The 25756-nt window shown below is 75.6% G+C and carries 22 protein-coding genes; 14 read left to right on the top strand and 8 right to left on the bottom strand.

What is annotated here, in order from left to right; translation table 11 throughout:
- Nucleotides 1-207 precede the first annotated feature (207 nt).
- From mca to GWJ10_RS15225, 3 genes are read left to right on the top strand one after another with little or no spacing between them, the layout of a single operon-like run.
- A complete protein-coding gene (gene mca / locus GWJ10_RS15235; protein ID WP_241005844.1) occupies nucleotides 208-1149 on the top strand; it encodes a mycothiol conjugate amidase Mca in 942 nt (313 codons plus the stop codon).
- Nucleotides 1146-1574 carry a hypothetical protein gene (locus tag GWJ10_RS15230; protein WP_163188230.1) on the top strand — a complete coding sequence of 143 codons (429 nt, stop codon included), beginning with the start codon at nucleotides 1146-1148 and terminating at the stop codon, nucleotides 1572-1574. Before mca ends, GWJ10_RS15230 begins: the two co-directional genes overlap by 4 nt.
- Before the next feature lie 2 nt (nucleotides 1575-1576).
- Complete coding sequence (locus GWJ10_RS15225) at nucleotides 1577-2383, top strand: carbon-nitrogen hydrolase family protein (protein WP_241005843.1); 807 nt, start codon at nucleotides 1577-1579, stop codon at nucleotides 2381-2383.
- Between the two features lie 45 nt (nucleotides 2384-2428).
- On the opposite strand, the gene GWJ10_RS15220 is transcribed toward GWJ10_RS15225, so the two are convergent.
- On the bottom strand, nucleotides 2429-3097 hold the full coding sequence (locus GWJ10_RS15220) for a hemolysin III family protein (RefSeq protein ID WP_061267462.1): 669 nt from the start codon (nucleotides 3095-3097) through the stop codon (nucleotides 2429-2431).
- A 371-nt stretch (nucleotides 3098-3468) separates the two neighbouring features.
- Between GWJ10_RS15220 and GWJ10_RS15215 the strand changes: the two genes are divergently transcribed.
- From GWJ10_RS15215 to GWJ10_RS15205, 3 genes are all read left to right on the top strand, one after another.
- Entirely contained in the window at nucleotides 3469-4230 is a 762-nt protein-coding gene (locus GWJ10_RS15215) for an isoprenyl transferase (RefSeq protein WP_043655243.1), read from the top strand.
- 59 nt (nucleotides 4231-4289) lie between these two features.
- Nucleotides 4290-4817: a MarR family winged helix-turn-helix transcriptional regulator gene (locus tag GWJ10_RS15210; protein ID WP_163188338.1), complete on the top strand. Its 528-nt coding sequence runs from the start codon at nucleotides 4290-4292 to the stop codon at nucleotides 4815-4817.
- Nucleotides 4818-4963: 146 nt separating this feature from the next.
- Nucleotides 4964-6166, top strand: coding sequence for a glycerate kinase (locus tag GWJ10_RS15205; protein ID WP_241005842.1), 1203 nt, complete (start codon nucleotides 4964-4966; stop codon nucleotides 6164-6166).
- A gap of 57 nt (nucleotides 6167-6223) precedes the next feature.
- Here the strand turns inward: GWJ10_RS15205 and GWJ10_RS15200 are convergent, their stop codons facing one another.
- The 5 genes from GWJ10_RS15200 to GWJ10_RS15180 form a co-directional block, all read right to left on the bottom strand.
- A complete protein-coding gene (locus GWJ10_RS15200; RefSeq protein ID WP_163188336.1) occupies nucleotides 6224-7429 on the bottom strand; it encodes an AAA family ATPase in 1206 nt (401 codons plus the stop codon).
- A gap of 99 nt (nucleotides 7430-7528) precedes the next feature.
- Nucleotides 7529-7936, bottom strand: a complete 408-nt coding sequence (locus tag GWJ10_RS15195; RefSeq protein ID WP_021483739.1) for a RidA family protein — start codon at nucleotides 7934-7936, stop codon at nucleotides 7529-7531.
- 68 nt (nucleotides 7937-8004) lie between these two features.
- Nucleotides 8005-9381, bottom strand: a complete 1377-nt coding sequence (locus GWJ10_RS15190) for an alanine racemase (RefSeq protein WP_163188333.1) — start codon at nucleotides 9379-9381, stop codon at nucleotides 8005-8007.
- 49 nt (nucleotides 9382-9430) lie between these two features.
- A complete protein-coding gene (locus GWJ10_RS15185) occupies nucleotides 9431-11083 on the bottom strand; it encodes an amidohydrolase family protein (RefSeq protein ID WP_076405893.1) in 1653 nt (550 codons plus the stop codon).
- The gene (locus GWJ10_RS15180; protein WP_241005841.1) at nucleotides 11080-12861 is read right to left on the bottom strand and encodes a beta-N-acetylhexosaminidase; all 1782 of its coding nucleotides are present in this window, start codon (nucleotides 12859-12861) and stop codon (nucleotides 11080-11082) included. Before GWJ10_RS15180 ends, GWJ10_RS15185 begins: the two co-directional genes overlap by 4 nt.
- A 132-nt stretch (nucleotides 12862-12993) precedes the next feature.
- Between GWJ10_RS15180 and GWJ10_RS15175 the strand changes: the two genes are divergently transcribed.
- From GWJ10_RS15175 to GWJ10_RS15155, 5 genes are all read left to right on the top strand, one after another.
- The gene (locus GWJ10_RS15175) at nucleotides 12994-14025 is read left to right on the top strand and encodes a LacI family DNA-binding transcriptional regulator (RefSeq protein WP_043658239.1); all 1032 of its coding nucleotides are present in this window, start codon (nucleotides 12994-12996) and stop codon (nucleotides 14023-14025) included.
- 444 nt (nucleotides 14026-14469) lie between these two features.
- A complete protein-coding gene (locus GWJ10_RS15170; protein ID WP_241005851.1) occupies nucleotides 14470-16134 on the top strand; it encodes a glycoside hydrolase family 13 protein in 1665 nt (554 codons plus the stop codon).
- A gap of 110 nt (nucleotides 16135-16244) precedes the next feature.
- Nucleotides 16245-17645 (top strand): extracellular solute-binding protein, encoded by a 1401-nt coding sequence (locus tag GWJ10_RS15165; RefSeq protein ID WP_021483402.1) that lies wholly within the window; start codon nucleotides 16245-16247, stop codon nucleotides 17643-17645.
- Between the two features lie 244 nt (nucleotides 17646-17889).
- Nucleotides 17890-18774, top strand: a complete 885-nt coding sequence (locus tag GWJ10_RS15160; protein ID WP_076406070.1) for a sugar ABC transporter permease — start codon at nucleotides 17890-17892, stop codon at nucleotides 18772-18774.
- The gene (locus GWJ10_RS15155; protein ID WP_081599886.1) at nucleotides 18771-19832 is read left to right on the top strand and encodes a carbohydrate ABC transporter permease; all 1062 of its coding nucleotides are present in this window, start codon (nucleotides 18771-18773) and stop codon (nucleotides 19830-19832) included. The genes GWJ10_RS15160 and GWJ10_RS15155 overlap by 4 nt, the downstream gene beginning before the upstream one ends.
- A 167-nt stretch (nucleotides 19833-19999) precedes the next feature.
- Here the strand turns inward: GWJ10_RS15155 and GWJ10_RS15150 are convergent, their stop codons facing one another.
- Both GWJ10_RS15150 and GWJ10_RS15145 read right to left on the bottom strand, forming a co-directional pair.
- Entirely contained in the window at nucleotides 20000-21307 is a 1308-nt protein-coding gene (locus GWJ10_RS15150; protein WP_241005840.1) for an alkaline phosphatase, read from the bottom strand.
- A gap of 162 nt (nucleotides 21308-21469) precedes the next feature.
- Nucleotides 21470-22510 carry a DUF2804 domain-containing protein gene (locus tag GWJ10_RS15145; protein ID WP_163188329.1) on the bottom strand — a complete coding sequence of 347 codons (1041 nt, stop codon included), beginning with the start codon at nucleotides 22508-22510 and terminating at the stop codon, nucleotides 21470-21472.
- 201 nt (nucleotides 22511-22711) lie between these two features.
- Here GWJ10_RS15145 and GWJ10_RS15140 point away from each other — a divergent pair, with 201 nt between their 5' ends.
- The 3 genes from GWJ10_RS15140 (at nucleotide 22712) to GWJ10_RS15130 (ending at nucleotide 25755) form a co-directional block, all read left to right on the top strand.
- Complete coding sequence (locus tag GWJ10_RS15140) at nucleotides 22712-23941, top strand: ferrochelatase (RefSeq protein ID WP_163188328.1); 1230 nt, start codon at nucleotides 22712-22714, stop codon at nucleotides 23939-23941.
- Nucleotides 23942-23982: 41 nt separating this feature from the next.
- Nucleotides 23983-24717: a hydrogen peroxide-dependent heme synthase gene (gene hemQ / locus GWJ10_RS15135; RefSeq protein WP_043653352.1), complete on the top strand. Its 735-nt coding sequence runs from the start codon at nucleotides 23983-23985 to the stop codon at nucleotides 24715-24717.
- Nucleotides 24718-24921: 204 nt separating this feature from the next.
- Nucleotides 24922-25755: a tryptophan-rich sensory protein gene (locus GWJ10_RS15130; RefSeq protein ID WP_163188326.1), complete on the top strand. Its 834-nt coding sequence runs from the start codon at nucleotides 24922-24924 to the stop codon at nucleotides 25753-25755.
- Nucleotide 25756: the final 1 nt, after the last annotated feature.

Here is a 25756-nt window from a genome sequence, read left to right as displayed (position 1 = left end):
GGTGCGGTCCCGTGGTCGGTGCCGCCGCGCCCGGTCGCTGGCCCGGCGGGTGCCGGCGGTGGTCGGCGGTTCGTCAGGTGTGGGCGCGGTGGTGGATCATGTCCTCGACCCATCTTCGCAGAGCCCCGGCCCTCGTCGTGCACCCACGGCGTCCTGTGCCGCGTCCCAGGCCGCGCGAGGAGACGTACGACGCACCCGGGAGGACCAGTGGCCGAACCCGCGGCCGGATCGACCACCCAGCGCGAGCAGCCGGAGACGCTCCGTCTCCTGGCCGTGCACGCGCATCCCGACGACGAGTCGAGCAAGGGCGCCGCGACGACGGCGCGCTACGCGGCCGAGGGCGTGGACGTGCTCGTCGCCACGTGCACCGGGGGCGAGCGCGGCGACATCCTCAACCCGAGCTTCGGCGAGGGCCCGGCGGACATCGAGGGCATGCGCGCCCTCCGCCGCGTCGAGATGGCCGCCGCGGCGCGCGCGCTCGGCGTCCGGCAGCAGTGGCTCGGGTTCGTCGACTCAGGGTTGCCCGAGGGGGACCCGCTGCCGCCGCTGCCCGAGGGCTCGTTCGGTCTCGTGCCGCTCGAGGAGGCGGCCGCGCCGCTGGTCGAGCTCGTGCGCGAGTTCCGTCCGCACGTCGTCACGACGTACGACCCGTCGGGCGGCTACCCGCACCCGGACCACGTCATGTGCCACCGCGTCGCGTTCGAGGCGTTCCACGCCGCGGGCGACCCGGAGCGCTACCGCCGGGAGGGCGGCGCGGCGCCCTGGTCGCCGCTCAAGCTGTACTACAACCACGACTTCTCGATGAACCGCATCCGCACGCTCCACGAGGCGATGCAGGGCGCGGGCCTGGAGTCGCCGTTCGGCGACTGGGTCGAGTCGCGGTCCGCGCGGGAGATCCCCGAGCGCGAGGTCACGACGCGCGTCCACGTGGCGCGCTACTACGCCCAGCGTGACGCGGCGCTCATCGCGCACGCGTCGCAGATCGACCCGGAGGGCTTCTTCTTCGCGATCCCGCGCGACCTCGAGGTCGACGTGTGGCCGTTCGAGGAGTTCGAGCTCGCGGAGTCGCGCGTCCCGACGGACCTGCCGGAGGACGACCTGTTCGCCGGCGTGCGGGAGCTCGTCGCGGGCGAGGAGGTGGCCTCGTGAGCGCGGCACCCTTCCGCGACGTGCCGACGCTCGCGGGCGGCCCGGGCTGGGCGGCGGACGTCGTGGCGGAGACCGCGACGCCGAGCCCGTCGGACGACCCGCTGCGCGAGGACCTGGATCCGAACGACGTGTCGCCCGGTCTCGCCGGTTTCCTCGCGATCTTCGCGGTGGCGGTCGCGACCGTCGCCCTGTTCTTCGGGCTCTCGCGCCAGCTCCGACGCATGCGGCACAACGCCGAGACCCAGGGGATCGGCCCGGACGGCCCGGTCGACGAGACCGCCCCGGAGACCCCCGCCGGCTCCGCGACCGCCGGCTCCGGACCGGACGGCTCCGCGTCCGACGGCGCCGCGCCGGACGGCTCCACGTCCGGCGGCACCCGCGACGCGCGCGGCCCGGACGAGAGCGGCCCGGAGCGGCAGGGCTGACCGTGGCGACCGGCGCTCGCGTCACGATCGGGCAGCTCGAGGTCTCGGCCGACCACGCCGCGAACCTCGTGACGGTCGGCGCGGCGTTCCGGGAGGCGGCGCGCGTGCGCGCCGACCTGCTCGTGCTGCCGGAGTACGCCGCGGCGTTCGACCCGCGCGGCACCGGCGCGGAGCACGCGGAGCCGCTGGACGGGCCGTTCGTCGGCACGTTGCGCCGGCTCGCGCGCGAGCACGGTGTCGCGGTCGTGGCGGGGACCCTCGTGCCGGGCAGCGCGCCCGGCCGGGCGGTCAACGTCGTCGTGGCGGTCGACGCCGCGGGCGACCTCGTGGGCACGTACCGCAAGGTGCACCTCTACGACGCCTTCGGTCACCGCGAGTCGGACCGGCTCGACGCCGGGGACCCGGCCGCGCCCCCGCTCGTGCTGCGCGTCGGCGACCTGACGTTCGGCGTGATGACCTGCTACGACCTGCGCTTCCCGGAGAGCGCGCGGCGCCTCGTGGACGCGGGCGCCGACGTGCTGGTGGTGCCGGCCGCGTGGGCGGCGGGCGAGCTCAAGGCGGACCAGTGGCGCACCCTCGCGCGCGCCCGCGCGATCGAGAACACCGCCGTCGTGCTCGCCGTTGGCCAGGCGGGCCGGGGCGTGACCGGGCGCTCCCTGCTCGTCGGTCCCGACGGCCAGGTGGGGCTGGAGCTCGGCGAGCGCGCGGAGCTGCGCAGCGCGGACCTCGACCCGGCCGCGCTGGCCGCGGTGCGCGAGCGCAACCCGTCGCTCGCGAACCGGCGCTACGTCGTCGTCCCGAAGGACTGAGCCGGCGCGGGGCGCCCGGGTGGGCACTCCGCCCGCGGCGGGCGCTCAGCGCGCGGCGAGCGCCGCGATGAGGATCGCGGCGTAGTGGCACCCGTAGCCGACGACGGTGAGCACGTGGAAGATCTCGTGGAAGCCGAACCAGCGCGGGCTGGGGTTGGGCTTCTTGATGCCGTAGACCACGGCGCCCAGCGTGTAGGCGAGGCCGCCGACGGCGACGAGCCAGACGATCGCCGGGCCGTTCGTCGTCGTCCAGAACTGCGGCATGTAGCCCACCGCGACCCACCCGAGCGCGACGTAGATCGGGACGTACACCCACCGCGGGGCGTCGAGCCACAGGATCCGGGCGAGGAGGCCGAGCAGGGCCCCGCTCCACACGATCGCGAGCAGGATCGTCGCTGTCCGCTGGGGGAGCAGGAGCACGGCGAGGGGCGTGTAGGTGCCCGCGATGATGAGGAAGATGTTCGAGTGGTCGGCGCGGCGGAGCACGCCCGCGACGCGGGGCGACCACGTGCCGCGGTGGTACACGGCGCTCGTGCCGAACAGCAGGCACGCGCTGAGGCCGAAGACCGCGGTCGCGACCTTGCCGGCGACGGGCGGCGCGACGACGACGAGGACGATGCTCGCGACGAGCGCGAGGGGGAACGTCCCCGCGTGGATCCAGCCGCGCAGGCGCGGCTTGACGACCTCGGCGACCTTCGCGACCGCGTCGCCCACGTTCTCGCGGACGGAGTCGAGCGCGTCGGTGCCGGGTGCGTGCGCCGGGCCCGGGTCGGCGGGCGGCGCGCTCGGGGTGCGGTCGCGGTCGGTCGGTCGGTCCACGACGTCTCCTCGGTGGTGTGTCCGTGCACGGAAGAGGCCGGCGCGGGGCTCCCACGCCAACCTACGCCATCGTAAGTTACGCCAACGTAGGTTCGCGACCGGTCCCCGCCTCGCGGTGTGAAGATCCTGGGCAGGGGCGCGCGGAGCGGTCCGGGCCCGCCGGACCGGGCACGGACGAGCGGTAGCGTGTGCGGGTTCGGCCCGAGCGCCCCGCACCGGGGCGCGCCCGCCGGGCGTCCCCGTCCGCCCATCGCCGAGGAACCAGCGTGCGCCTGCCCCGCCCCGTCTACGGACTCTACGAGCGTCGCCTCGCGGCGACCCTCTCGCGCGAGAGCGTCCCGCGCCACGTGGGGGTCATCCTCGACGGCAACCGGCGGTGGGCGCGCTCGTTCGGGGAGTCCACGGCGACCGGCCACCGCCGGGGTGCCGACAAGATCACGGAGTTCCTGGGCTGGAGCGAGGACCTCGGCGTCGAGGTCGTCACGCTGTGGATGCTCTCGACCGACAACCTGTCGCGGTCGCAGGAGGAGCTGTCGGCGCTGCTCGACATCATCGAGGACGCCGTGCGCGACCTCGCCGAGACGGGCCGCTGGCGCCTGCGGGTCATGGGCCGGCTCGACCTGCTGCCCGAGCGGCTCACGGCGGCGCTGCGCGACGCCCAGCAGCGCACGGCCGCCGTCGACGGGCTCCAGGTCAACGTCGCGATCGGCTACGGCGGGCGCCACGAGATCGCCGACGCCGTGCGGTCGTACCTGCGCGAGCAGGCCGCCGCGGGGGCGCGCCTGCAGGACCTCGCGGAGAACCTCGACGTCGAGCACATCGAGGAGCACCTCTACACCAAGGGCCAGCCGGACCCGGAGCTCGTCATCCGCACGTCGGGCGAGCAGCGCCTCGGCGGCTTCCTGCTCTGGCAGAGCGCGCACTCGGAGTTCTACTTCTGCGAGGCGTACTGGCCCGACTTCCGTCGCGTCGACTACCTGCGCGCGCTGCGCGCGTACTCGCAGCGCGAACGCCGCCTGGGCCGCTGACCGGCCACCCGGCGGGTAGGGTCGATGCGAACGCATCGACCGAGCCGTCCGGGGGCGACATGACGCAGCAGCACGCCGACGACGCGGGCCCCGAGCCGGGCCCCGGGAGCGCGCGCCTCGCCGTCGAGACGTGGGAGTCCCTCTTCCGGGCCCAGGTCGCGATCATGCGGCGGCTGCAGTCCGACCCGGTCTGGGACGGCCTGACCCTGCGCGAGTACGACGTGCTGTTCTCGCTGACGAAGGGCCCCGAGGACGGGATGCGGCTGCGCGACCTCAACGCGTACATCCTGCTCAGCCAGCCCTCGCTGAGCCGCATGGTGGACCGGCTCGCGGCGCGCGGCCTCGTCGACCGGGCGACCCCGCCGGACGACGCGCGGGGCACGCTCGTCCGGCTCACCCCGGCGGGCCGCGACCTCCAGCGCACGACCGGCCGCGCGCACGCCCGGGCCATCGCGACGTACGTGGGCGGCGCGCTCGACGACGCCGACCTCGCGACGCTCGGCGAGCTGCTCGAGCGGCTGCGCGCGGCGCAGCAGGACATCCCGGACGCCGCCCCGGGACGCGCGGCGGGCGCCCCGGGCGCCTGAGCGCGCGCCCACGGACGACGCGGTCACCCCGGGCACCCCGGGCGCCTCAGCACCGGCCCCGCGCGCTCGGCGCTGTGGCGCGGAACACGTCCGGTCCGTCCCTTCCGCTACGGGCCGTCGCACGTCGGCCTGCCTAGGATGCGAGCGTGTCCTCAACGCCGAGCACCACCCTGCACCCCGTCCCCGGGCCCCGCGCCGACGGCCCGCTGCGCGTCGTCGTCGCGCCCGACTCGTTCAAGGGCAGCCTGAGCGCCGCCGACGTCGCGCGCGCCGTCGCGTCGGGCGTGCGCAGCGTCGTCCCCGACGCGGAGGTCGTCGAGCTCCCCATGGCCGACGGCGGCGAGGGCACGCTCGAGGCCCTGCTCGCCGTGTGGGGCGTCCCGGCCCGGGAGGTCTCCACGGTCGACGCGATCGGCCGTCCCCGCACCGCGCGGTACGGGGTCTCGGCCGACGGCCGCCTCGGCGTGGTCGAGCTCGCCGAGGCGAGCGGGCTGCCCCAGGTGAGCGACGTCGCGCTCCAGCCCCTGCACGCGCACACCCGCGGCACGGGGGCCGCGGCGGCCGCGGTGCTCGACGCGGGGGTCGACGAGGTGATCGTGTGCCTCGGCGGGTCGGCGTCCACCGACGGCGGCGCGGGCATCCTCACCGGCCTCGGCGCGCGGCTCCTCGACGCCGACGGGACGACCGTGCCCGACGGAGGTGAGGGCCTCGCACGGGTCGCGCGGCTCGACCTGTCCGGCCTGCACCCGCGGGCGCGCGAGGTCCGCTGGCGCCTCGCGGTCGACGTCACCAACCCCCTGCACGGCGAGCGGGGCGCGGCGCACGTGTTCGGACCGCAGAAGGGCGCCCAGCCGGCGGACGTGGCGTTCCTCGACGACGCGCTGCGGCGCTGGGCGGGCGTCCTCGCGCAGGAGACCGGCGTCGACGTGGCTGAGCTCGCGGGTGCGGGCGCCGCGGGCGGCGTGCCCGCGGGCATGGTCGGCGTCCTCGGCGCCGAGCTCGAGCCGGGCGCGCGCCTCGTCGCCGAGGCGGTCGGGCTGCCCGCCGCCATCCGCTCTGCCGACCTCGTCGTCACCGGCGAGGGGTCGTTCGACTCGCAGTCCGTCAACGGGAAGGTCGCGGACGCGATGGGCGCCCTCGCGGCGGAGGCACCGCAGCGGCCTCCGGTCGTCGTGCTCGCGGGCCGGGTGCTGCTGCCCGCCCACCAGGCGCGCGAGGCCGGGATCGCCGCGGCGTTCAGCATCGCGCCCGGCCCCATCGCGCTCGACGAGCTGCTCGACCGCACGGCGTCCCGCCTCGTCGACCTCGCGGCGACCGTCACGAGCCTGCACGTCGCGTCGCGGCGCTGACGGGCGCCGCCCCCCGGGCCGGCTCTCGGGGCCGACCCGCGGGGGACGGCGCCGCCGTCAGCGCTTCGGCCAGACCCACGCGGGCTGGTCGAGGAGCCCCTCGCGCCCGGCGACCGTCGTCTCGCCCCACGGCGACCGCACGAGCTCGACCTCGACGAGCTCGTCCGCGCCGGGCAGGTCCGCCGGGCCCGACGCGGCCGCGTCGCGCAGCGCCTCGACGAGCGCCGGCGCGTGCGTGACGACCACGACCTGCGTCTCGCGGCCCGCGGCGTGCACGAGCGTGCCGAGCGCGGGCAGGAGGTCGGGGTGCAGGCTCGTCTCCGGCTCGTTGAGCACGAGGAGCTCGGGCGGTCGCGGCGAGAGCAGCGCCGCGACGAGGAAGAGGTAGCGCAGCGTCCCGTCGCTCAGCTCGGCGCCGCTGAGCGGCCGGAGCAGCCCGTCCTGGTGGAAGGCGACCTCGAACCGGCCGTCGTCGGCGTGCACCGCGAGCCGGCTGCCGGGGAAGGCGCGGGCGACGGCGTCGTCCAGCTCGTCCCCGCGGCCCAGGTCGCGCACCGTCTCCAGCGCCGCGGCGAGGTCCGCGCCGTCGTGCGCGAGGACGGGCGTGCGGGTGCCGAGCTGCGGCGAGCGCGCCGGGGCGTCGGCGTCGGTGCGCAGCTGGTCGTAGAAGCGCCACGACCGCAGGCGCTCGCGCACCGCGACGACCTCCGGCGCGCCTACCGGGTCGACGAGCTCGGTGAGCACGCTGTCGAAGGGGCGCAGGCGCGCGGGTGAGGACTGCCAGCGGCCCGCGTCGTCGCGCACGCGGACGGCCGGTCCGCGCCGCTCGACCTGGAGCGTCGCGGGCCGCGGGACGGGCCCCGACCAGACGGTCTCGACCTTGATCTCCGGGTCGAGGGCGAACGCCGACCCCGGGTGCTGCGGCAGGCCGAGGTCCACCGCGTAGCCCAGGTCGTCCGGGGTGGCCCCCGCGAACCCGAGGCGCAGCGCGACGGGCGCCGTTCTGCGCGTGCCCTGCACCGCGCCACCGCGCGCCACCCGACCGCCCTGCTCGGGCCCGGCCCAGAGCGTCGACCGCAGCCCGCCCTCGCGGGCCACCGCGCCGACGGCGCCGCCGAGCGCGCACCCGGACAGCAGGCGCAGCGCGCGGTACAGGCTCGACTTGCCCGTCCCGTTCGCCCCGGTCACGACCGTGAGCCGCCCGAGCGGCAGCACGAGGCTCCGCAGCGAGCGGTAGCCCTCCACCGCGATCGTCGCGAGCATCGGTCACCTCCCGCCCGGCACGCTACGCGCCGGGTCCCACGCGGCGGCGCGGGGACCCGGCGCGGTGCGCGGCGAGGCGGCGTCGGGCCGCGTGGCGCGTCAGTCGGTGATCGCGAACGCGTCGATCTCGACGAGCATCTCCTCGCGCGGCAGACCCGTGAACACCGTGGTGCGGCTGGGGAGCACGCCCTTCGTGGTGTGCTGCGCGACGAACGCGCCGTAGGCGTCGTTCATGATCGGGAAGTCCTCGCGCTTCGTGAGGTACACGCGGAGCATGACGACGTCGTCGAACGTGGCGCCGGACGCCTCGACGATCGCGCGCACGTTCTCGAGCGTGCGCGTGGTCTGCGCCGCGACGTCGCCGGGGTAGAGGTACTCGTTCGTCGCCGGGTCGACGGGCCCCTGGCCCGAGACCTGGACGAACGGTCCCTTGCGCACGCCCTGGTGGAACGTGTGCGCGGGGGCTGGGGCGTCGGGGGTGGAGATCGCGGTCTTCTCGGTGGTCATGCGGGGTCCTCTCGGAGCGTCTGGGTGTCTGGGTGCTGTGCGGGGTCGGGTGGGGTCGTCGGGGTGGGTCAGAGGTCGATCGTCGCGAGGTCCACGACCTCGTCGCCCCGCACGACGGCGGCGACGCGCCACCGGTCGAACGTCGTGCAGGGGTGGGAGATGCCGAAGCCGACGACGTCGCCCGGGCGGACCTGGGCGGTGGCGGGGCCGCCGACCTGCCCGGCGCCGGCCTCGTCCGCGTCCAGCGCGAGGTAGAGGTGCTGGTCGTTGAGCGCGGTGACACGGGTGCCGGCGAGCTCGCGGGGGGCGAGCCAGCCGTCGTCGGCCTGCGAGCGCAGCCAGAGCGCGACGGGCAGGTCGATGTCGAACGAGACGTCGCGGCGCCCGATGCCGCAGACCGCGAGCCCGGGCTCCGGGACGGAGAGCACCTGGCCCCAGACGGTCGCGGCGGCGCGCAGCGGCTCCGCGCCGGGGATGCGGCTCCACGGGTCGGTGCGCGAGTAGAAGCCGTGGTCGTGCGTCACGTACGCGCCCGAGCGCACGACGACGCGGACCTCGACCTCGCGCCCGTCCGCGCCGGGGACGGGGCCGGGCAGCCCGGCGAGCACGACGTCGAGGAACGAGCTGCCGCCCGCCGACAGCACGAGCGGCTCGGCGACGCCCGCGAGACTCTCGCGCACGAACGCGGCGCCGAGCGCGCGCAGCCCGTCGCACCAGGCGGCGACGGCGGCGAGCTCGTCGTCGGTCGTGCCGCCCGCGACCGAGCCCTCGTACCCCGTCGCGCCGAGCAGGCGCAGGCCCGACGCGCGGACCGCGCGCGCGAGGTCGAGCGCCGCGGCGGTGCTGCGGACGCCGGTGCGCCCGCCGGGGACGCCGAGCTCGACGAGCACGCCGAGGCGCGCGCGGACGCCGGCCGGGGCGTCGGCGAACCCGCGGGCGAGCAGGTCGACCCCGTGCGGCGAGTCGACGCACAGCCACACCTCGTCGTCGCCTCCCGCGGCCTCGGCGCGCGCCAGGTCGTCGCGCAGCCACGCGATCTCGCGCGGGTCGAGCAGCTCGTTGGCGAGCAGCACGCGAGGCACGCCCCAGTCGCGCACCGTGCGCAGCTGGGACGGCGTCGCGACCGTCGCGCCCCACGCCCCGGCCGCGGCCTGGCGCGCGTAGAGCGCGCGCGACATCGTCGTCTTCACGTGCGGCGCGTGCTCGACCCCGCGCTCGGCGCACACGCGCGCGACGGTGCCGACGTTGTGGTCGAGCGCCGCGTCGTCGAGCGTGAGCAGCGGCCAGGAGAACGCGCCGTCGGTGACGCGCGGCGAGCCCGCGAGCACGTCCGCGACGGTGGTCCCGGCCGGGAGCCGCAGGCCCTTGGTCCGGGGCCCGACGACGTCGCGCGCCCAGGGGCGGTCGGGTGCGGGCCGCGCGGCGTCGTGCGTCGTGCCGGTCATGGGGTCCTCCTCGGGGACGGGGCTCTCGTGGACGGGTGCAGGGGGAGGCTCACGCCGCCGGGGCGCCCGGGCGCAGCGGGCGGCCCGGGAGCGCGTCGGTGAGCGCGCCGTCGCGCAGGACGCGCACGCCCGCGACGAGCACGTCGTCCACGCCCGACGCCGGTCGGCGCGGGTCCTCGTACGTCGCCTCGTCGCGCACGCGGTCGGGGTCGACGAGCGCGAGGTCCGCGACCGCCCCCGGGACGACCGCACCGCGCCCGGCGAGCCCGAAGCGCGCGGCGGGCCGCGCGGACAGGTGCGTGACGGCGTCGTGCCACGTCCAGTCCCCGAGCGTACGCACGTGCTCGGCGAGGAAGCGCGCGAACGCGCCCCAGCCACGCGGGTGGGGGCGGCCGCCGCCCCCGACCGGCGCGTAGATCGCGTCGGACCCGCCGACGTGCGCCCGGTGGCGCAGCAGGGCGCGGACGGACTCCGGGGAGTTCGTGGGCGGCTGGGCGAAGACGCACGACGCGCGCAGCCGCGTCGCGACGAGCAGCCGCACCGCGGTCTCGGCGGGGGACAGCCCCAGGCGCGCGGCGACGTCGGGCAACGTCATGCCCTCGGTCCACGACAGGTCCTCGACCGAGCCCGGCGCGGCCCCGGCGGCGGGGCCGGTCGGGACCGCGGCCATCGTCACGCGCGGCCACAGGTCGGCCAGGTGCGGGAAGTGCTCGCGGTGCAGGCGCTCGAGCACCGCGGGGTCGGCGAGCGCCGCGACGGTCGCGTCGACGTCCGCGATGGGGAGCCACGTCGGCAGCGACACCATCGACAGGATCGAGCAGCCGCGCAGGTACGGGTACGAGTCGAACGTGACGTCCAGGCCCGCGGCGTGCGCGTCGTCGACGTACCCCAGCAGCTCCGCGGCCGGGCCGTGGTAGTGCGAGACGTGGGTCGCGACCCCGGACGCGCGTGCGACGCGCACCAGCTCCGCGAACGCCGGGCCGGCCCGGTCCTCGTAGCCGCGCATGTGCGACACGTGCGGCACGCCGCGGGCCGCGAGCACGCGCGCGAGCGCGACGAGCTCGGCCTCGTCGGCGTACGTCGCGGGGACGTACTCCAGGCCGGTCGACAGGCCGAGCGCGCCGTCGTCGAGCGCCGAGGCGAGCAGCGCGAGCATCCGGTCCGTCTCGGCGGGCGTCGCGGGGCGCGCGGCGGCGCCGAGCACCGCGTAGCGGATCGTGCCGTGCGGGGCGAGGTAGCCCACGTTGACGCGGGTCGTGCCGTCGTACGTGGCGAGGAGGTCGGCGACGGACCCGCCCCGGAACGTCGGGTGCTCGCCGTTGATCGCCGCGAAGTACCCGCTCGCCCACGCGGCGGCGTCGTGCAGGCCCGACGCCGCGGGCCCGCCGTCGGCGCCCGGGCGCGGCGAGGGTGCGTAGGACACCCCGTCCTGCCCGACGACGACGCTCGTCACGCCCTGGCGCAGCATCGCGAGCTGCACGTCGTCGTCGAGCACGGCGGCCTCCCCGTGCACGTGCGCGTCGACGAACCCGGGCAGCAGGAGGCGGCCGTCCGCGTCCAGCACGTCGGCGTCCGCCGGAGCGGTCCCGGCCGCGGGCGCGACACCCTCGACCCGGCCCGCGCGCACGGTGACGTCGACGGGGGCGGAGGGGCCGCCGTCGGGCTCGACGAGGCGCGCCCCGCGCACCACGAGGGCGCTCATGCCGGGCCGCCCGCGTCCTCGTCGCGACCCTCGACCCAGCCGCCGACGCCGCGCAGGCCACCCGCGGCGAGCTCCTCGGCGCGGTCGCGCGGCCAGCCCGCGATCCCGGGCCGGGTCTGCCACGGGTGCGGCCCGTCGAGCGGCCGGTACTCCACGCCGGCCGCGTCGAGGCGCGGCAGGTGGTGCGCGACGAGGCGCTCGCGGAACGCGCGCGCCGCGGGGGACCCGGGGGAGCGGTCGGCCTCGGGCGACCACATGACCTCGGCGAACGCCGCGAGGCGCGGGAACGCGGCGTAGTCGACGCGGCGCGCGGAGTCGAGGTGCTCGGACCAGAGCTCCGCCTGCCCGCCGAGCAGCGCGCCCGGCGCGGGAGCGGCGGCGGGACCGGCCGCCGTGCCGTCCGCGGCACCCGCGAGCTCGGCCGGCAGGGGCTCGAACGCGTACACGTCGTCGAGCGTGGTGAGGAACCCGACCGGCACGGGCTCGTCCGGGGTGTCGCCGCCGCGGTGGTCGAGGTACACGACCTGCTCGGGCGCCATGACGACGTCGTGGCCCGCCGCGAGCGCGTCCGCGCCCACGGCCCAGCCGCGCCACGAGGTCACGACGACGTCGCGCGGGAGCGCGGGGCCGAACGCCTCGTCCCACACGACCGCCCGCCGACCGCGGGACGCGACGTGCTCGGCGAGCCGCGCGAGGAACCAGCCGTGCAGCCCGCCGACGTCGTCGAGCCCGAGCGCCTGCGCGCGCGCGACGATCGCGGGGTTCTCGCGCCACAGCGTGGTGGGCACCTCGTCGCCGCCGATCGCGACGAACGGCGCGTCGAAGATCTCCAGCACCTCGTCGAGCACGTGCCGGAAGAACGTCAGCGACTCCTCCGACGGGTCGAGCACCTCGGTGCTCACGCCCCACGTGGTGCGGACCTCGTGCGGCCGCTTGCGCGTGCCGAGCTCCGGGTACGCGGCGACGGCGGCCTCCACGTGCCCCGGCGCGTCGATCTCCGGGACCACGGTGACGCCGCGCTCGCGCGCGTACGCGACGATCTCGCGCAGGTCGTCCTGCGTGTAGAAGCCGCCGTGCGGACGGCCGTCGGCGACGCCGGCGCGCCAGGTGCCGAGCCCGGACTCGCGCCGCCACGCGCCCACCTCGGTGAGCCGGGGGTAGCGCGCGATCTCGACGCGCCACCCCTGGTCGTCCGTGAGGTGGAGCTGGAGCACGTTGAGCCGGTGCGCGGCGGCGAGGTCGACGAACCGCAGGACGTCGGCCTTCGGCAGGAAGTGGCGCGCGACGTCGAGCAGCACCCCACGCCACGCGAACCGCGGGTGGTCGGTGACCGCGACGTGGGGGAGCGCGAGCGTCGCGCGACCGCCCGCGCCCGTCACGGCGGGGGCGCGGCGGAACGCGGCGGGGCCGGCGAGCTGGCGCAGGGTCTGGGCCGCGGCGTGCGCGCCGTCGAGGTCGGCCGCACCGACCCGGACGCCGTCGTCGCCGACGACGAGGCGGTAGCCCGACGGCGGGAGGTCGTCGTCGACCGCGAAGACCACGGGCGGGGTGCCGTCGGTGGGCGCGGTGCCCGCCGGGGCGGGCACGAGGTCCAGGCCGAACGCGTCCTCGGTGACGCGCCGCCACCAGCGCGCCGCCGGGTGCAGGGCGGGGTCCGCGACGACGGTCGTCCCGTCCGCGACGACGGTCGTCCCGGCGCCGGGCTCGAGCGTCACCGGGGCGGGGAGGATCCCGGCGGGGTCCGCCGTGGACGAGGTGGGCACCTTTTGGAAGGACACCGAACGAGCCTAGCGGGCCCGCGGGGGCGTTCCTACCCGGCTGTGGACGAGTGGGACAGCGCTGCCGCAAGCGTGCGTTCGCAGCCGGGAGGATCACGCAAGCCGCTTGCGGCCGGACGTATAGTCGACGGCATGTCGAGACGTCTGGCGGAGGTCGCCACCAAGGTCGGTGTCAGCGAGGCCACCGTGAGCCGCGTGCTCAACGGGAAGCCCGGCGTCTCGCAGGCCACGCGGGACGCGGTGCTCACGGCGCTCGACGTGCTCGGCTACGAACGGCCCACCAAGCTGCGCGGGGAGCGCGGCCGGCTCGTGGGGCTCGTGCTCCCGGAGCTCGTCAACCCCATCTTCCCGGCGTTCGCCGAGGTCATCGGGGGCGCGCTCGCGCAGCAGGGGTTCACCCCGGTGCTGTGCACGCGCACGGCGGGCGGCGTGACGGAGGCCGAGTACATCGACCTGCTCCTGGGGCAGCACGTGTCGGGCGTCATCTTCGCGGGCGGCTTCTACGCCGAGCGCCAGGCCGACCACGCGCACTTCCGCCGGCTCGAGAAGCTCGGCCTGCCCGTCGTGCTGATGAACGCGTCCGTCGAGGACCTCGACTTCCCGCGCGTCTCGTGCGACGACCTCGTCGCGATGAACCAGGCGCTCGGCCACGTGCTGTCCCTCGGCCACGAGAGGGTCGGCCTGCTCCTCGGCCCGGCCGACCACGTACCGTCCGAGCGCAAGCTCGCCGCCGCGCAGGCCTTCGCCGAGCGGCACGGCCACGCGCTGGACCCGGCGCTCGTCGTGCACAGCCAGTACTCGCTCGAGAGCGGTCAGGCCGCCGCGAACCGGCTCCTCGAGGCCGGCGCGACGGCGATCGTGTGCGCGAGCGACCCCCTCGCGCTGGGCGCGGTCCGCGCCGTCCGCCGCGCGGGGCTCGACGTGCCCGCCGACGTCTCCGTCGTCGGCTACGACGACTCGAACCTCATGAACTCGACGGACCCCGCGCTGACGACCGTGCGCCAGCCCATCGAGCCGATGGGTCGCGCGGCCGTCGACCTGCTCGCCGGCATGATCGCGGGCGCCGACGTCTCCCGCGACGAGCTGCTCTTCGAGCCGGAGCTCGTCGTGCGCGGCTCGACGGCCGCCGCACGCACGACGGGTCGTGACGCGACGGTCGCCTGACCGCACCCTCTTCCTCCTGGGCCCCGGCCCGGCCGCCTCGTGCGCGCCGGGCCGGGGCCCTCGTCGTCTGCCCTGCGGCGGGGCCGGTCTCGCCTCTGGCTGACCGCCGTCGCGGTCTGGACACGTCGAGATAGCGTTTCGATAACGCTGCTGTCAGGTTCTTGCGCTCATGCTGTCGACTAGTTACTGTCATGCCCGACGGCGCGGTCGGCACCCGGTGCACGACGGCCGTCCCGGGACCATCCCGGGACCATCCCGGACTGCATCGAACGCCGTGCGCCGACCGACGGGGCGACCGCCCCGACCACCGGCCACGCACTCACGGAAGAGGACGCGGTGAGCAACGACCACCCCCGAGCCGCCGACGGCGCGCCCACCCCCGACGCGGCCCCCGCGGCGGCGGCACGGCCGGCGGCCTCGTCGCCCGACTGGTGGCGCAGCGCCGTGATCTACCAGGTGTACGTGCGCAGCTTCGCGGACGGGAACGGCGACGGGACCGGTGACCTCGCAGGCGTGCGCCAGCGCCTCGGCTACCTGCGCGACCTCGGCGTCGACGCGATCTGGTTCACCCCCTGGTACGTGTCCCCGCTCGCGGACGGCGGCTACGACGTCGCCGACTACCGCGCGATCGACCCGCAGTTCGGCACGCTCGCCGAGGCCGAGCAGCTCATCGCGGAGGCCCGCGCGCTCGGCATCCGCACGATCGTCGACGTCGTCCCGAACCACGTCTCGTCCGAGCACGAGTGGTTCCGCGCGGCCCTCGCGGCCGGCCCCGGCTCGCCCGAGCGCGAGCGCTTCTGGTTCCACCCGGGCCGGGGCGAGGACGGGTCGCAGGTCCCGACCCACTGGGTCTCGGAGTTCCAGGGCGGCACGTGGACGCGCACGACGAACCCCGACGGTACGCCCGGCGAGTGGTACCTCCACGTGTTCGCGCCCGAGCAGCCCGACCTCAACTGGGACCACCCCGACGTGCGCCGCGAGCACGAGGACATCCTGCGGTTCTGGTTCGACCGCGGCGCCGCGGGCATCCGCATCGACTCGGCGGCGCAGCTCGTCAAGGACCCCGCGCTGCCCGAGGTCGCGGACCACCCCGGCCCGGGCGAGCACCCGCACGTCGACCGCGACGAGCTGCACGACATCTACCGCGGCTGGCGCGCCGTCGCCGACGCGTACGACGAGCCGCGCGTGCTCGTGGGCGAGGTCTGGCTCGCGGACCGGGAGCGGTTCGCCCGGTACCTGCGCCCGGACGAGATGCACACGGCGTTCAACTTCGACTTCATGGCCCGCCCGTGGGACGCGAAGGCGCTGCGCGAGTCGGTCCAGACCACGCTCGACGCGCACGCGCCGGTCGCCGCCCCCGCGACCTGGGTCCTGTCGAACCACGACGTGACCCGACCCGTGACGCGCTACGGGCGCGAGGACAGCTCGTTCGCGTTCGCCACCAAGCGGTTCGGCACGCCGACGGACCTGGCGACCGGGCGGCGTCGGGCCCGCGCGGCCGCGCTGCTCTCCGCCGCGCTGCCGGGCTCGCTGTACCTCTACCAGGGCGACGAGCTCGGGCTGCCCGAGGTGGAGGACCTCCCGCTCGACGCGATCCAGGACCCGATGCACGCGCGGTCCGGCGGCGTCGACCCGGGCCGCGACGGCTGCCGCGTCCCGCTCCCGTGGACGCGCGGCGGCACGAGCCACGGCTTCGGGCCCGACGGCGGGGCGCAGCCGTGGCTGCCCCAGCCGCGCGGCTGGGGCGAGCTCTCCGTCGAGGCGCAGACCGGCGACGAGACCTCGGTGCTCACGCTCTACCGGCGCGTCCTCGCGACCCGCCGGGCCGAGCCCGCGCTCCGGGCCGGCGGGTTCCGCTGGCTCGACTCCCTCGGCGGGGTCGTGCTCGGCGACGACGTGCTCGCCTTCGTCCGCGACGCCCCGCGAGACGGCGACGGCGACGGCCGCGCGGTCGCGTGCGTCGTCAACCTCGGGCCCGACGACGTCCCGCTCCCCGCGGACGCCGAGGTCCTCCTGCGCAGCGACGCGCCCGGGAGCGTGTCCCGCGCGAGCGACGCGCCGGGCGCGGCGCGCCTGCCCACCGACACCGCCGTCTGGCTCCGGGCCTGACCGCGGCGACCGCCACGAGAACCCGGGCCGCGGGGCCCCGGCCCCACGACCCGCACCCGCTACCCAGCACCCCGTAACCCACCCAGCACCACCGGAACCCAGGAGCGACGATGAAGTCCACACGTCAGGCGACCGCCCTCACCCTCGCGGGGGCGCTCGCGTTCAGCACGCTCGCCGCGTGCTCGAGCGGCGGCTCGGGCAGCGACGACGAGAGCAGCGGCTCGGGCGGCGACGGGAAGGTCACCCTCAAGGTGGTGTCCCTCCTGCCGGGCTCCGAGCAGGAGGCGATCGACGCCTTCAACGCGCAGGTCGAGGAGTTCGAGGCCGCGAACCCGGACATCGACGTGCAGCCGGAGGAGTACGAGTGGAAGGCGACGACGTTCGCCCCGCAGCTCGCCGGCGGCACGCTGCCCGACGTCTTCGAGATCCCCTTCACCGACGCCAAGACGCTCGTCGAGAACGGCCAGCTCGCCGATCTCGACGAGCAGTTCCGGACCCTGCCGTACGCCGACAAGTTCAACCCGGCGATCCTCGAGGCCGGGACGGGCTCCGACGGCCACGTCTACGCGATCCCCGCGAAGAACGTGTACGGCGTGGGCCTGCACTACAACCGGGAGCTGTTCGAGTCCGCCGGGCTCGACCCCGACCAGCCGCCGACCACGTGGGACGAGGTCCGCGAGGACGCGAAGAAGATCGCGGACGCCAACCCGGGCGTCGCGGGCTACATGCAGATGTCGCAGAACAACACGGGCGGCTGGCAGCTCACGGTCAACACGTTCGCGCGCGGCGGTCGGACGCAGGAGGTCGCCGACGACGGCACCGCCACGTCGACGCTCACGAACGACGGCACCAAGGAAGCGCTCGAGTGGCTCCAGGCCATGCGCTGGGAGGACAACTCCCTCGGGAGCAACTTCCTCCTCGACTGGGGGACCATGAACCAGGCGTTCGCCGCGGGCCAGGTCGCCATGTACACGTCGGGCTCGGACGTCTTCACGTCGCTCGTCCAGACGAACGCGATCGACCCCGCCACCTACGGCCTCGCGGCGCTCCCGCTCGAGGGCGACGACGCGGGCGTCCTCACCGGCGGCACGCTCGCCGCGATGCCGGCGGACGTGGACGAGGCGAAGAAGGAGGCCGCGATCAAGTGGATCGACTTCTTCTACCTCGGCAAGCTCGTCGACGAGAAGCGCGCCGTCGCCGACGCCGAGACGCTCGTCGCGAACGACCAGCCCGTCGGCACCCCGGTCCTGCCGATGTTCTCCCCGGAGCAGTACCAGCAGAACCAGGAGTGGATCAAGGACTACATCAACGTCCCGCTCGACCAGATGACGAGCTACACGGACACGATGTTCGACCTGCCGCTCGTGGGTGAGCCGTCGCAGAAGACGCAGGAGATCTACGCCCTGCTCGACCCCGTCGTCCAGGCCGTCCTCACCGACGAGAACGCCGACGTGGACGCGCTGCTGGAGCAGGCGAACACCGAGGCGCAGGCCCTGCTCGACCAGGGCTGACGCCCGTCTGGGCGGGCGGGCACACCGTCCGCGCGTCCCGGCTCGCAGACCCGGGTCGGCCGGCGGCGCCCCCCGCCGGCCGATCCGTACCCCGCCGGTGCCCGACGGCGCGACGCACCTCGCGTCGTCGGGCACCTCCCACCGCACCGAAGGACGTCCGCCCGTGACCGCCACCACCGCCCCGCCGCGACGGGGACCCGCCTCGCACGCGCGGGCCGACCGCGGCGGCCGACGCCGCAGCCCCGTGACGTGGTTCCGCGGCGGCGGCCTGAGCAACCTCGTGTTCCTGCTCCCGCTGATCCTCGTCTTCGGCGTCTTCTCGTGGTTCCCGATCGTGCGCGCGGTGATCATGAGCTTCCAGGAGACGAACCTCGTGAGCGACCCGACGTTCGTCGGGCTCGACAACTTCCGCCAGGTGCTCAGCGACCCGCTCCTGGGCAAGGCCGTGAAGAACACGCTCTACTTCGCGTTCCTCGCGCTGCTGTTCGGCTACCCGATCCCGCTCGTCGCCGCGGTGCTCATGCGCGAGGTCCGCCGGGCGCGCGGGCTGTACTCCGCGCTCGCGTACCTGCCGGTCGTCGTGCCGCCGGTCGTCGCGGTGCTGCTGTGGAAGTTCTTCTACAACGGCAGCCCGACGGGCGTGTTCAACACGATCCTCGGCTGGGTCGGGCTCGGCCCGTACCCGTGGCTCCAGGACGCCTCGACGGCGATGCCCTCGCTCGTGCTCGCGGCCACGTGGGCCGGCGCGGGCGGGACGATCATCATCTACCTCGCGGCGCTCACGAGCGTGCCGCCCGAGCTCTACGACGCGTCCGAGGTCGACGGCGCCGGGCTGTGGCGCAAGATCTGGCACGTCACGCTGCCCGCGCTGCGCGGCGTCCTGTTCATCACCCTGATCCTCCAGGTGATCGGCACGGCGCAGGTCTTCCTCGAGCCCTACCTCTTCACCGGCGGCGGGCCGAACAACGCGACCCTGACGATCCTGCTGCTCATCTACCGCTACGCCTTCCAGAACAGCCTGGGCGGCGACTACGGGGCCGCGACCGCGCTGTCGATCATGCTCGCCGCCGTCCTCGCCGTCTTCTCGGTCCTCTACTTCCGGCTCACCCGGTCCTGGAGCACGTCATGACCCTCTCGCCCACCGACAACCCGAGCGAGATCGGCGTCGTCTCGCAGGACTCCGCGGCGGCGACGGACGCCGCCGACGACCCGGCGGGCACCGCTCGCCGCGCCGCGGAGGCGAGCCGCACCCGGCGCGAGGCGGACCGCCGACGGCTGCGCGCGCGCCGCCGCAAGGCGCTCGACGGCGTCGAGGACCGCGGCGCGCTCTCCGAGGCGGACTGGCGCCGCCCGTCGGTGCGGTGGGGGATGGGCACGACCCACGTCCTGCTGCTCGTGGTCCTCGTCGTCGCGGGCCTCGGCCCGATGCTGCTGCTCGCGAAGTACGCCGTGACCCCGACGCAGGACATCCTGCGCACGCCGATGGCCGTCTTCCCGAACGGCATCGCGTGGGACAACCTCGACAAGGCGTGGAACGACGTCCAGGTCAGCCGGTACTTCCTCAACACGATCTGGCTCGCGGTCGGGTCGTGGGCGTCGCAGATCCTCGTCGCGACGACGGGCGGCTACGCGCTGTCCGTGCTGCGCCCGCGGTACGGGAAGGTCGTGCAGGCGCTCGTGCTGTCGACGATGTTCGTGCCCGCGATCGTCCTGCTCGTCCCGCTGTACCTGACGATCCTCGACCCGCCGCTGCTGGGGCGCTCGCTCATCAACAGCTTCTGGGCCGTGTGGCTGCCCGCGGGCGCGAGCGCGTTCAACGTGCTGCTCGTCCAGCGGTTCTTCGACAGCCTCCCGCGCGAGGTGTTCGAGGCCGCGCGCATGGACGGCGCCGGGCCGTACCGCCTGTTCTGGTCGGTCGTGCTGCCGATGTCGCGCCCGATCGTCGGCGTCGTCTCGGTGTTCGCGGTCATCGCGGCCTGGAAGGACTTCCTCTGGCCGCTGCTCGTGCTCAAGGACCCGGCGATCCAGCCGCTGTCCGTGCGCCTGCCGTCCATCGAGGCGTCGACCGACCTCGGCGTCTTCCTCGCCGCGCTCGCGATCTCGACCCTCATCCCCGTCGGCCTGTTCCTCGTCTTCCAGCGCATGTTCCTCCAGGGCGCCGGCCTCGGAGGAGCGGTCAAGGGCTGACCCCAGCGCCCTGCCCCCCCGGTCCCCACCCGCACCCCCCTTCTCCGCCCCCACCTCTCCGTCGAACACGGGGTCGGCGACCGGATCGAGACGATTCCGGTCGCCTACCCCGTGCTCGGCGGCGCCAGGCCCGTGGTCGGCGGCGCGGGGCCGTGCGGCCCCGGGGCTCAGCCGCGACCGCGGCCCTGCATCGCGCGCAGGACGGCGTCGTGGACGTCGGTGTTGCGCTGCGCGCCCGCGAGCCGTGCGGCGCCCGGGCCCTGCGCGGTGATCGGCGTCGCCTCGCCCGTGTGGCCGCCCGTCGTCCAGTCGACCGTGAGCTGCAGGTCGGAGCCCGCGAGGTCGAACGGGCCGTCCTCGGCCGTCGCGCCCTCGCCGCCCTCGTCCGCGGGGTCGACGTTCTCGATCGCGAGCCCGCCCGTCGCGTGGTCGCCCACGACGAGCACGAGCGTGTCCCGGTTCCGCTCCTGGAACTCCAGCGCCAGCGCGACGGTCTCGTCGAGCGCCTGCCCGGCCTGGATCGTGCGCGTCGCGTTGGAGCGGTGCGCGAACTCGTCCACGCCCTCCTCCTCGACGAGCAGGAAGAACCCGTCGCGGTCGCGCGACAGCACGTCGAGCGCCTTGGCCGTCATGTCGACGAGCGGCACCTCCGGCTCGTACAGGTCGCCCTCGCCCTCGTTGCGCTGCTCGAACATCTCCTCGTTCGCGAACAGGCCGAGCAGCTTGCGCCCGCGCGCGTCCGCGAGCCCCTCGGCGTCGCTCACGTACGTGTACCCGAGGTCCTGCGCGCGCTCGACGAGGTTCCCCTTCGTCCCCTTGCTCTGCTCGGTCGGGTCCTTGGCGGGGTTGTCCTCCCACGCGCCGGGGTCGCCCGCCGGGTACCACCAGTCCTCGCCGCCGCCGAGGACGACGTCGGGCCGCGAGCCCTCCAGGAGCTGGCGCGCGATCTCGCTCTGGTCGCCGCGGTCAGGCACGTGCGCGCCGAACGCCGCGGGCGTCGCGTCGGTGACCTGCGCCGTCGTGACGAGCCCGGTGGCCTTGCCCGCGTCCCGGGCCGCCTCGAGGAGCGTCGGGACCGGGTTGCCGTCGACGTCGACGCCCACCGCCCCGTTGTACGTCCGGACCCCGGACGCGAACGCCGTGGCGCCCGCCGCGGAGTCCGTGACGGCCTCCTCGGGGTCGGCCGAGTCCGTCGTGGTCCACCCGGCGTGCTCGAGCGAGTCCATCGCGAGCTGCCCGTCCTTGCCGACCGTCGCGAGCCGGATGAGCTCGCGGTGCGAGAGCCCGAGCCCGTCGCCCTGGATGAAGATGACGTTGCGGGCGCGGTCGTTCCCGTGGCCCTGGCCGCCGCCGCGGTCGCCGCCCCGGTCGTCGCCGCGCTCGCCTCCGCCGCCGAGCGGCAGGAGCATCACGAGCGCCGCGGCGGCCGCGACCCCCGTCGTCCCCGCGCTGAACCGTCCTCGTCGTGCCTGCATGAGACTCCCCTTTCCCACCGGCGCCGGCTCCGGTGCCGGCACGGCCGCCGCGGACGGGTCGCCGTCGTCGCGGGGCACGCCCGACGGCGTCGGTGCCGTCGGGACGCTCCCCACGCTAGGCAGGGGCGGGGGACTGGCAAGCCGGGCCGGGGTGCGGGGCGGTCACCAGCGGTTGTGGACCTCCTCGGCCCAGCCGACGAGCCCGTCGAACCGCACCGGCGCGGGCGGGGTGCCGCCCGCTCCCGGCGCGGCCGGCGGGGTGAACGTGCCCGACCAGTGCCCGAAGCACTGGTCGGTCGACGACGAGACGACCCCGAGGTGCGTGCGCGTGACCTTCGTGTGGAAGGGCACGAACGTCGCGTCCAGGCCGCCGCCGCTGACGCGCCACGGCCGGTCCGGGTCGGCGAGGTCGTAGTCCCACCCGAGCTCGTCGGGGAGGTGGTGGAGGCGCCCGTCGACGAGGACCGCGTTCTCGGTCGAGCCCGTGCCGACCGTCCAGCGGCCGCCCACCTGGATCCCGACGACCCGGCCGTGGCTCTCGCCCGAGCCCGCGCCCCAGTTCCACCGGACGTCGTACGGCCAGCGGCCGCGCCCGTGGTCGAGCACGGCCCACGACGACCCGGCCGGCACGTCGACCGTCCGGCCGTCGACCCACAGCGTCCCGTGCGCCGGGCGGGCCACGTCCTTGACCGTGTACTGGAACCGCGTGTCGCTCCACGGGACCACCACCGCGAGCCGCTCGTGACCCGGCGGCAGCGTGGCGACGACGTCGAACGAGACGTCGCGCGTGCGCGCCCGCAGGCGCGTGCCGCCGTCGACCTCGTCGAGGTCGATCGCGAGGTTCCTCGCCCGGGCGCGCGCCGGGCCGTCGCCCAGCGTGCCGGGGAGCTCGACGCCGCGCGCCGGCACCACGGTCGCGCCGGCACCCCACGTCCGGCCCGACTCCCGGTCCAGGACCCACACCTCGTGCACCGCGGCGTAGTCGATCGAGGAGACGGTGAGGGCGAGGACGTGCGTCGGGGTGGTCACGCCCCAGTACTCCCAGCGCTTGTTCCGGCCGAACCGGCGCGGGCCGCCCGCGCCGCGCCGCCCGATCGCGTCGGTGTCGACGAGAGGCCGGCGGGCCCAGCCGACGGCCCGGCGGTCGAGGCGGCCGTCGGGGCGCGTGAGCGGCACGCGCTCGGTGATCTCCGGGAGCGGCACGGCTCCACCTCCACGTGGTCGGCTCGGGCGGCTCGTGCGCGGGCGTCGGTGCCCACGGCGCGGCCCGAGGGACGAGCGGCCCGAGTCTAGGGCGCGACCGTCGTCGCGAGGGACGAGGTGACACTCTGTCCCGTCAATGTCACGTCCGAGGTGCCCGCTTCCGGACGAGCGGGCTCAGGAGCGGGTGCCATGATCGGGAGCATGCCCCCGTTCTCCCCCCAGGACGTCACTGCCGACACGGGCCGGGCCGCTGAGCCCGTCGAGCCCGCCGCCACCCCCGCGAGCGCCGTCGACCCCGGCCCTGCGCCCGACCTGCGCCCGTACGACGCGCTGCTGCTGTACTCGTTCGGCGGGCCCAACAAGCCCGAGGACGTCGTGCCGTTCCTGCGCAACGTCACCGCGGGCAAGGGCATCCCGGACTCGCGCCTCGAGGAGGTCGGCGAGCACTACTACGGCTTCGGCGGCAAGAGCCCCATCAACGAGCAGAACCTCGCGCTCAAGGCGGCGATCGAGGCCGAGCTCGCGCGCCGCGGCGCCGAGCTGCCCGTCGTGTGGGGCAACCGCAACTGGGAGCCGTACACGACCGACGCGATCGACGAGCTCGAGGCGCTGGGCGCGAAGAACGCCGTCGCGCTCGTGACGTCCGCGTACTCGTCGTACTCGGGCTGCCGCCAGTACCGCGAGGACCTCGCGGTCGTGCTCGACGGGCGCGGCCAGCTCGGCCCCGACGGCTCCACGGGCGTGCAGTTCGACAAGGTGCGCTCCTACTTCAACCACCCGGGCTTCGCGCAGGCGAACGTCGACGCGGTGCTCGACGGCTACGCGGCGCTCGCGGACAAGGGCGGCGACGGCGCGGCCGCGCGGCTCGTGTTCGTCACGCACTCCATCCCGGACACGATGGAGGCGGCGTCGCGCATCTCGTTCGCGACGTACTCCGAGCAGCACCTCGACCTCGCGCGCGTCATCGCCGCGGAGGTCTCGGCGCGCCTGGGCCACGACGTCGCGTGGGACCTCGCGTACTGCTCGCGGTCCGGCCCGCCGAGCCAGCCGTGGCTCGAGCCCGACGTGAACGACCACCTGGAGGCCCTCGCGCAGGACGGCGTCCGCGACGTCGTGCTGTCGCCGATCGGCTTCGTCTCCGACCACATGGAGGTCGCGTACGACCTCGACACCGAGGCGATGGAGACGGCGACGGAGCTCGGGATGACCGCGGTCCGCGCGGGCACCGTGAGCACGCGCGAGCCGTTCGTGCGCGGTCTCGTCGACCTGCTCGTCGAGCGCGCGGCGCTCGCGCGCGGCGAGGACGTCGAGCAGGCCACGGTCGGCGCGCTGCCCCCGTTCCGCTCGGTGTGCGCGCCGGGCTGCTGCCTGCGCCGCGACGGCGAGCCGAGCGGCGTCCCGGCGCTGTGCAGCACGGACATCCACAGCTGAACCCCGGCGGACACCCCCGCACGGACCCGAGAGGAACCCCGATGAACGACGCCGCGCGCGTACCCGCGGACCACGAGCAGATCAACACCACCATCCGCTACGCGATGTGGTCCGTCTTCGCGACGGCGGCGCCCCTGCCCGCCGACGCGGACGAGCGCGCGGGCCTCGTGGCCGACGCGCTGACCGCCGTCGGCGGCGGCGACGACCCGTCCGCGACGGACGGCGACCTCGTCGTGCGCGGCTGGTACGACGTCGCGGGCCTGCGCTCGGACGCCGACCTCATGGTGTGGTGGCACGGCCCGACGGTCGAGTCGGTGCAGCGTGCCTACCAGCACCTGCGCGCGAGCGGTCTGGGCGCGCACCTCGAGCCCGTGTGGTCGAACGTGGCGCTGCACCGCCCGGCGGAGTTCAACCGGGGGCACGTGCCCGCGTTCCTCGCGGGCGAGGAGCCGCGCGACTACCTGTCGGTCTACCCGTTCGTGCGCTCGTACGACTGGTACCTCCTGCCCGACGCCGAGCGCCGCACCATGCTGCGCGACCACGGCCTCGCGGCGAAGGACTACCCGGACGTGCGGGCCAACACGGTCGCGTCGTTCGCCCTCGGCGACTACGAGTGGATCCTCGCGTTCGAGGCCGACGAGCTGCACCGCATCGTCGACCTCATGCGCGAGCTGCGCGCGACCGAGGCGCGCCGCCACGTGCGCGAGGAGGTCCCGTTCTTCACGGGCCCGCGCACCACCCTCGCCGACTGGGCGGACCGCCAGCCCCTGGCCTGACCCCCCACCCTCGCTCCCGCCCGCCCGGCAAGCCCGGGCCTGCGGCCGAGAACGACTCTGGTGTCGGTATCCCCGCGATACCGACACCAGAGTCGCTCTCGGCGGGGAGCAGGGTCGTTCTCGGCGGGGGAGCGGCCACCTTCTCCGCGGGGAGCGGTGGCGCCCCGACATGCTCAGCATGCTGAGTGATGTCAGGCTGGAGGCATGACCACCGCAGCCGCCGTCCCCGCGGGAAGCGTCCGCGCCCCCGCTCCCTCCGACCGGGTCCGCCAGGTCGTCGTCCTCGTCGGGTCGCTCGTCGCGGCCGGGGCCGCCGCGTACGGCGCGGGCGCCTTCGGCGGCACGTCCGTCGAGCAGACCGCCGGGGGAGCGCTGTCCTCGACCGCGACGCCCGTCGCGCCCGACAACCCGGCGTTCCGCATCTGGTCGGTGATCTACCTCGGCCTCTTCGCGTTCGCCGTCTACCAGGTGCTGCCGCGGCACGCGACGAGCCCGCGCCTGCGCGCGACCGCGTGGTGGGTCCTGGTGTCCATGGTCCTCAACGCCGCGTGGATCGGTGTCGTGCAGGCCGGGTGGGTGCCGCTGAGCGTCGTCGTCATCGCGGCGCTGCTCGCCGTCGACGCGGTGGTCGTCGTGCGGCTCGTGCGCCGTCGGCCCGAGTCGACGGCGCAGGCCGTCGTGCTCGACGGGACGATGGGCCTGTACACCGGCTGGGTGAGCGTCGCGACGCTCGCGAACGTCGCCGCGGCACTCACCGACGCGGGCGTCGGCGAGCTCGGCCTCGGCGCGACGGTCTGGTCGGTCGTGCTCGTCGCGGCGGCCGCCGCCCTCTCGGTCGCGTGGGCCGTGTTCGCCGCCGGTCGCCGTGCGGTCGTGCTCGGCATCGGCCTCGCGATGTCGTGGGGCCTCGCGTGGATCGCCGTCGGCCGGTTCCAGGGCGAGCTGGTCAACCACACCGTCGCCTGGGCCGCCGTCGCAGCATCCGCGATCGCCCTCCTGTCGGCGCTCCTGGCGACAACCCGCCGGCCACGCCCCTGAT

The sequence above is a fragment of the Cellulosimicrobium sp. SL-1 genome (assembly GCF_011033075.1).
Taxonomy (GTDB): Bacteria; Actinomycetota; Actinomycetes; order Actinomycetales; family Cellulomonadaceae; genus Cellulosimicrobium; species Cellulosimicrobium funkei.
This window is presented reverse-complemented; position numbering and strand designations above follow the sequence as displayed.

What these genes read in the sequence shown, in the direction of transcription:
- GWJ10_RS15200 (WP_163188336.1), bottom strand. Translation starts at nt 7,429, where the DNA reads ATGCTCGCGACGATCGCGGTGGAGGGCTACCGCTCGCTGCGGAGCCTC.
- GWJ10_RS15150 (WP_241005840.1), bottom strand. Translation starts at nt 21,307, where the DNA reads ATGCAGGCACGACGAGGACGGTTCAGCGCGGGGACGACGGGGGTCGCG.
- GWJ10_RS15185 (WP_076405893.1), bottom strand. Translation starts at nt 11,083, where the DNA reads ATGAGCGCCCTCGTGGTGCGCGGGGCGCGCCTCGTCGAGCCCGACGGC.
- GWJ10_RS15140 (WP_163188328.1), top strand. Translation starts at nt 22,712, where the DNA reads ATGCCCCCGTTCTCCCCCCAGGACGTCACTGCCGACACGGGCCGGGCC.
- GWJ10_RS15165 (WP_021483402.1), top strand. Translation starts at nt 16,245, where the DNA reads ATGAAGTCCACACGTCAGGCGACCGCCCTCACCCTCGCGGGGGCGCTC.
- GWJ10_RS15210 (WP_163188338.1), top strand. Translation starts at nt 4,290, where the DNA reads ATGACGCAGCAGCACGCCGACGACGCGGGCCCCGAGCCGGGCCCCGGG.
- GWJ10_RS15175 (WP_043658239.1), top strand. Translation starts at nt 12,994, where the DNA reads ATGTCGAGACGTCTGGCGGAGGTCGCCACCAAGGTCGGTGTCAGCGAG.
- GWJ10_RS15130 (WP_163188326.1), top strand. Translation starts at nt 24,922, where the DNA reads ATGACCACCGCAGCCGCCGTCCCCGCGGGAAGCGTCCGCGCCCCCGCT.
- GWJ10_RS15190 (WP_163188333.1), bottom strand. Translation starts at nt 9,381, where the DNA reads ATGACCGGCACGACGCACGACGCCGCGCGGCCCGCACCCGACCGCCCC.
- hemQ (WP_043653352.1), top strand. Translation starts at nt 23,983, where the DNA reads ATGAACGACGCCGCGCGCGTACCCGCGGACCACGAGCAGATCAACACC.
- GWJ10_RS15155 (WP_081599886.1), top strand. Translation starts at nt 18,771, where the DNA reads ATGACCCTCTCGCCCACCGACAACCCGAGCGAGATCGGCGTCGTCTCG.
- GWJ10_RS15195 (WP_021483739.1), bottom strand. Translation starts at nt 7,936, where the DNA reads ATGACCACCGAGAAGACCGCGATCTCCACCCCCGACGCCCCAGCCCCC.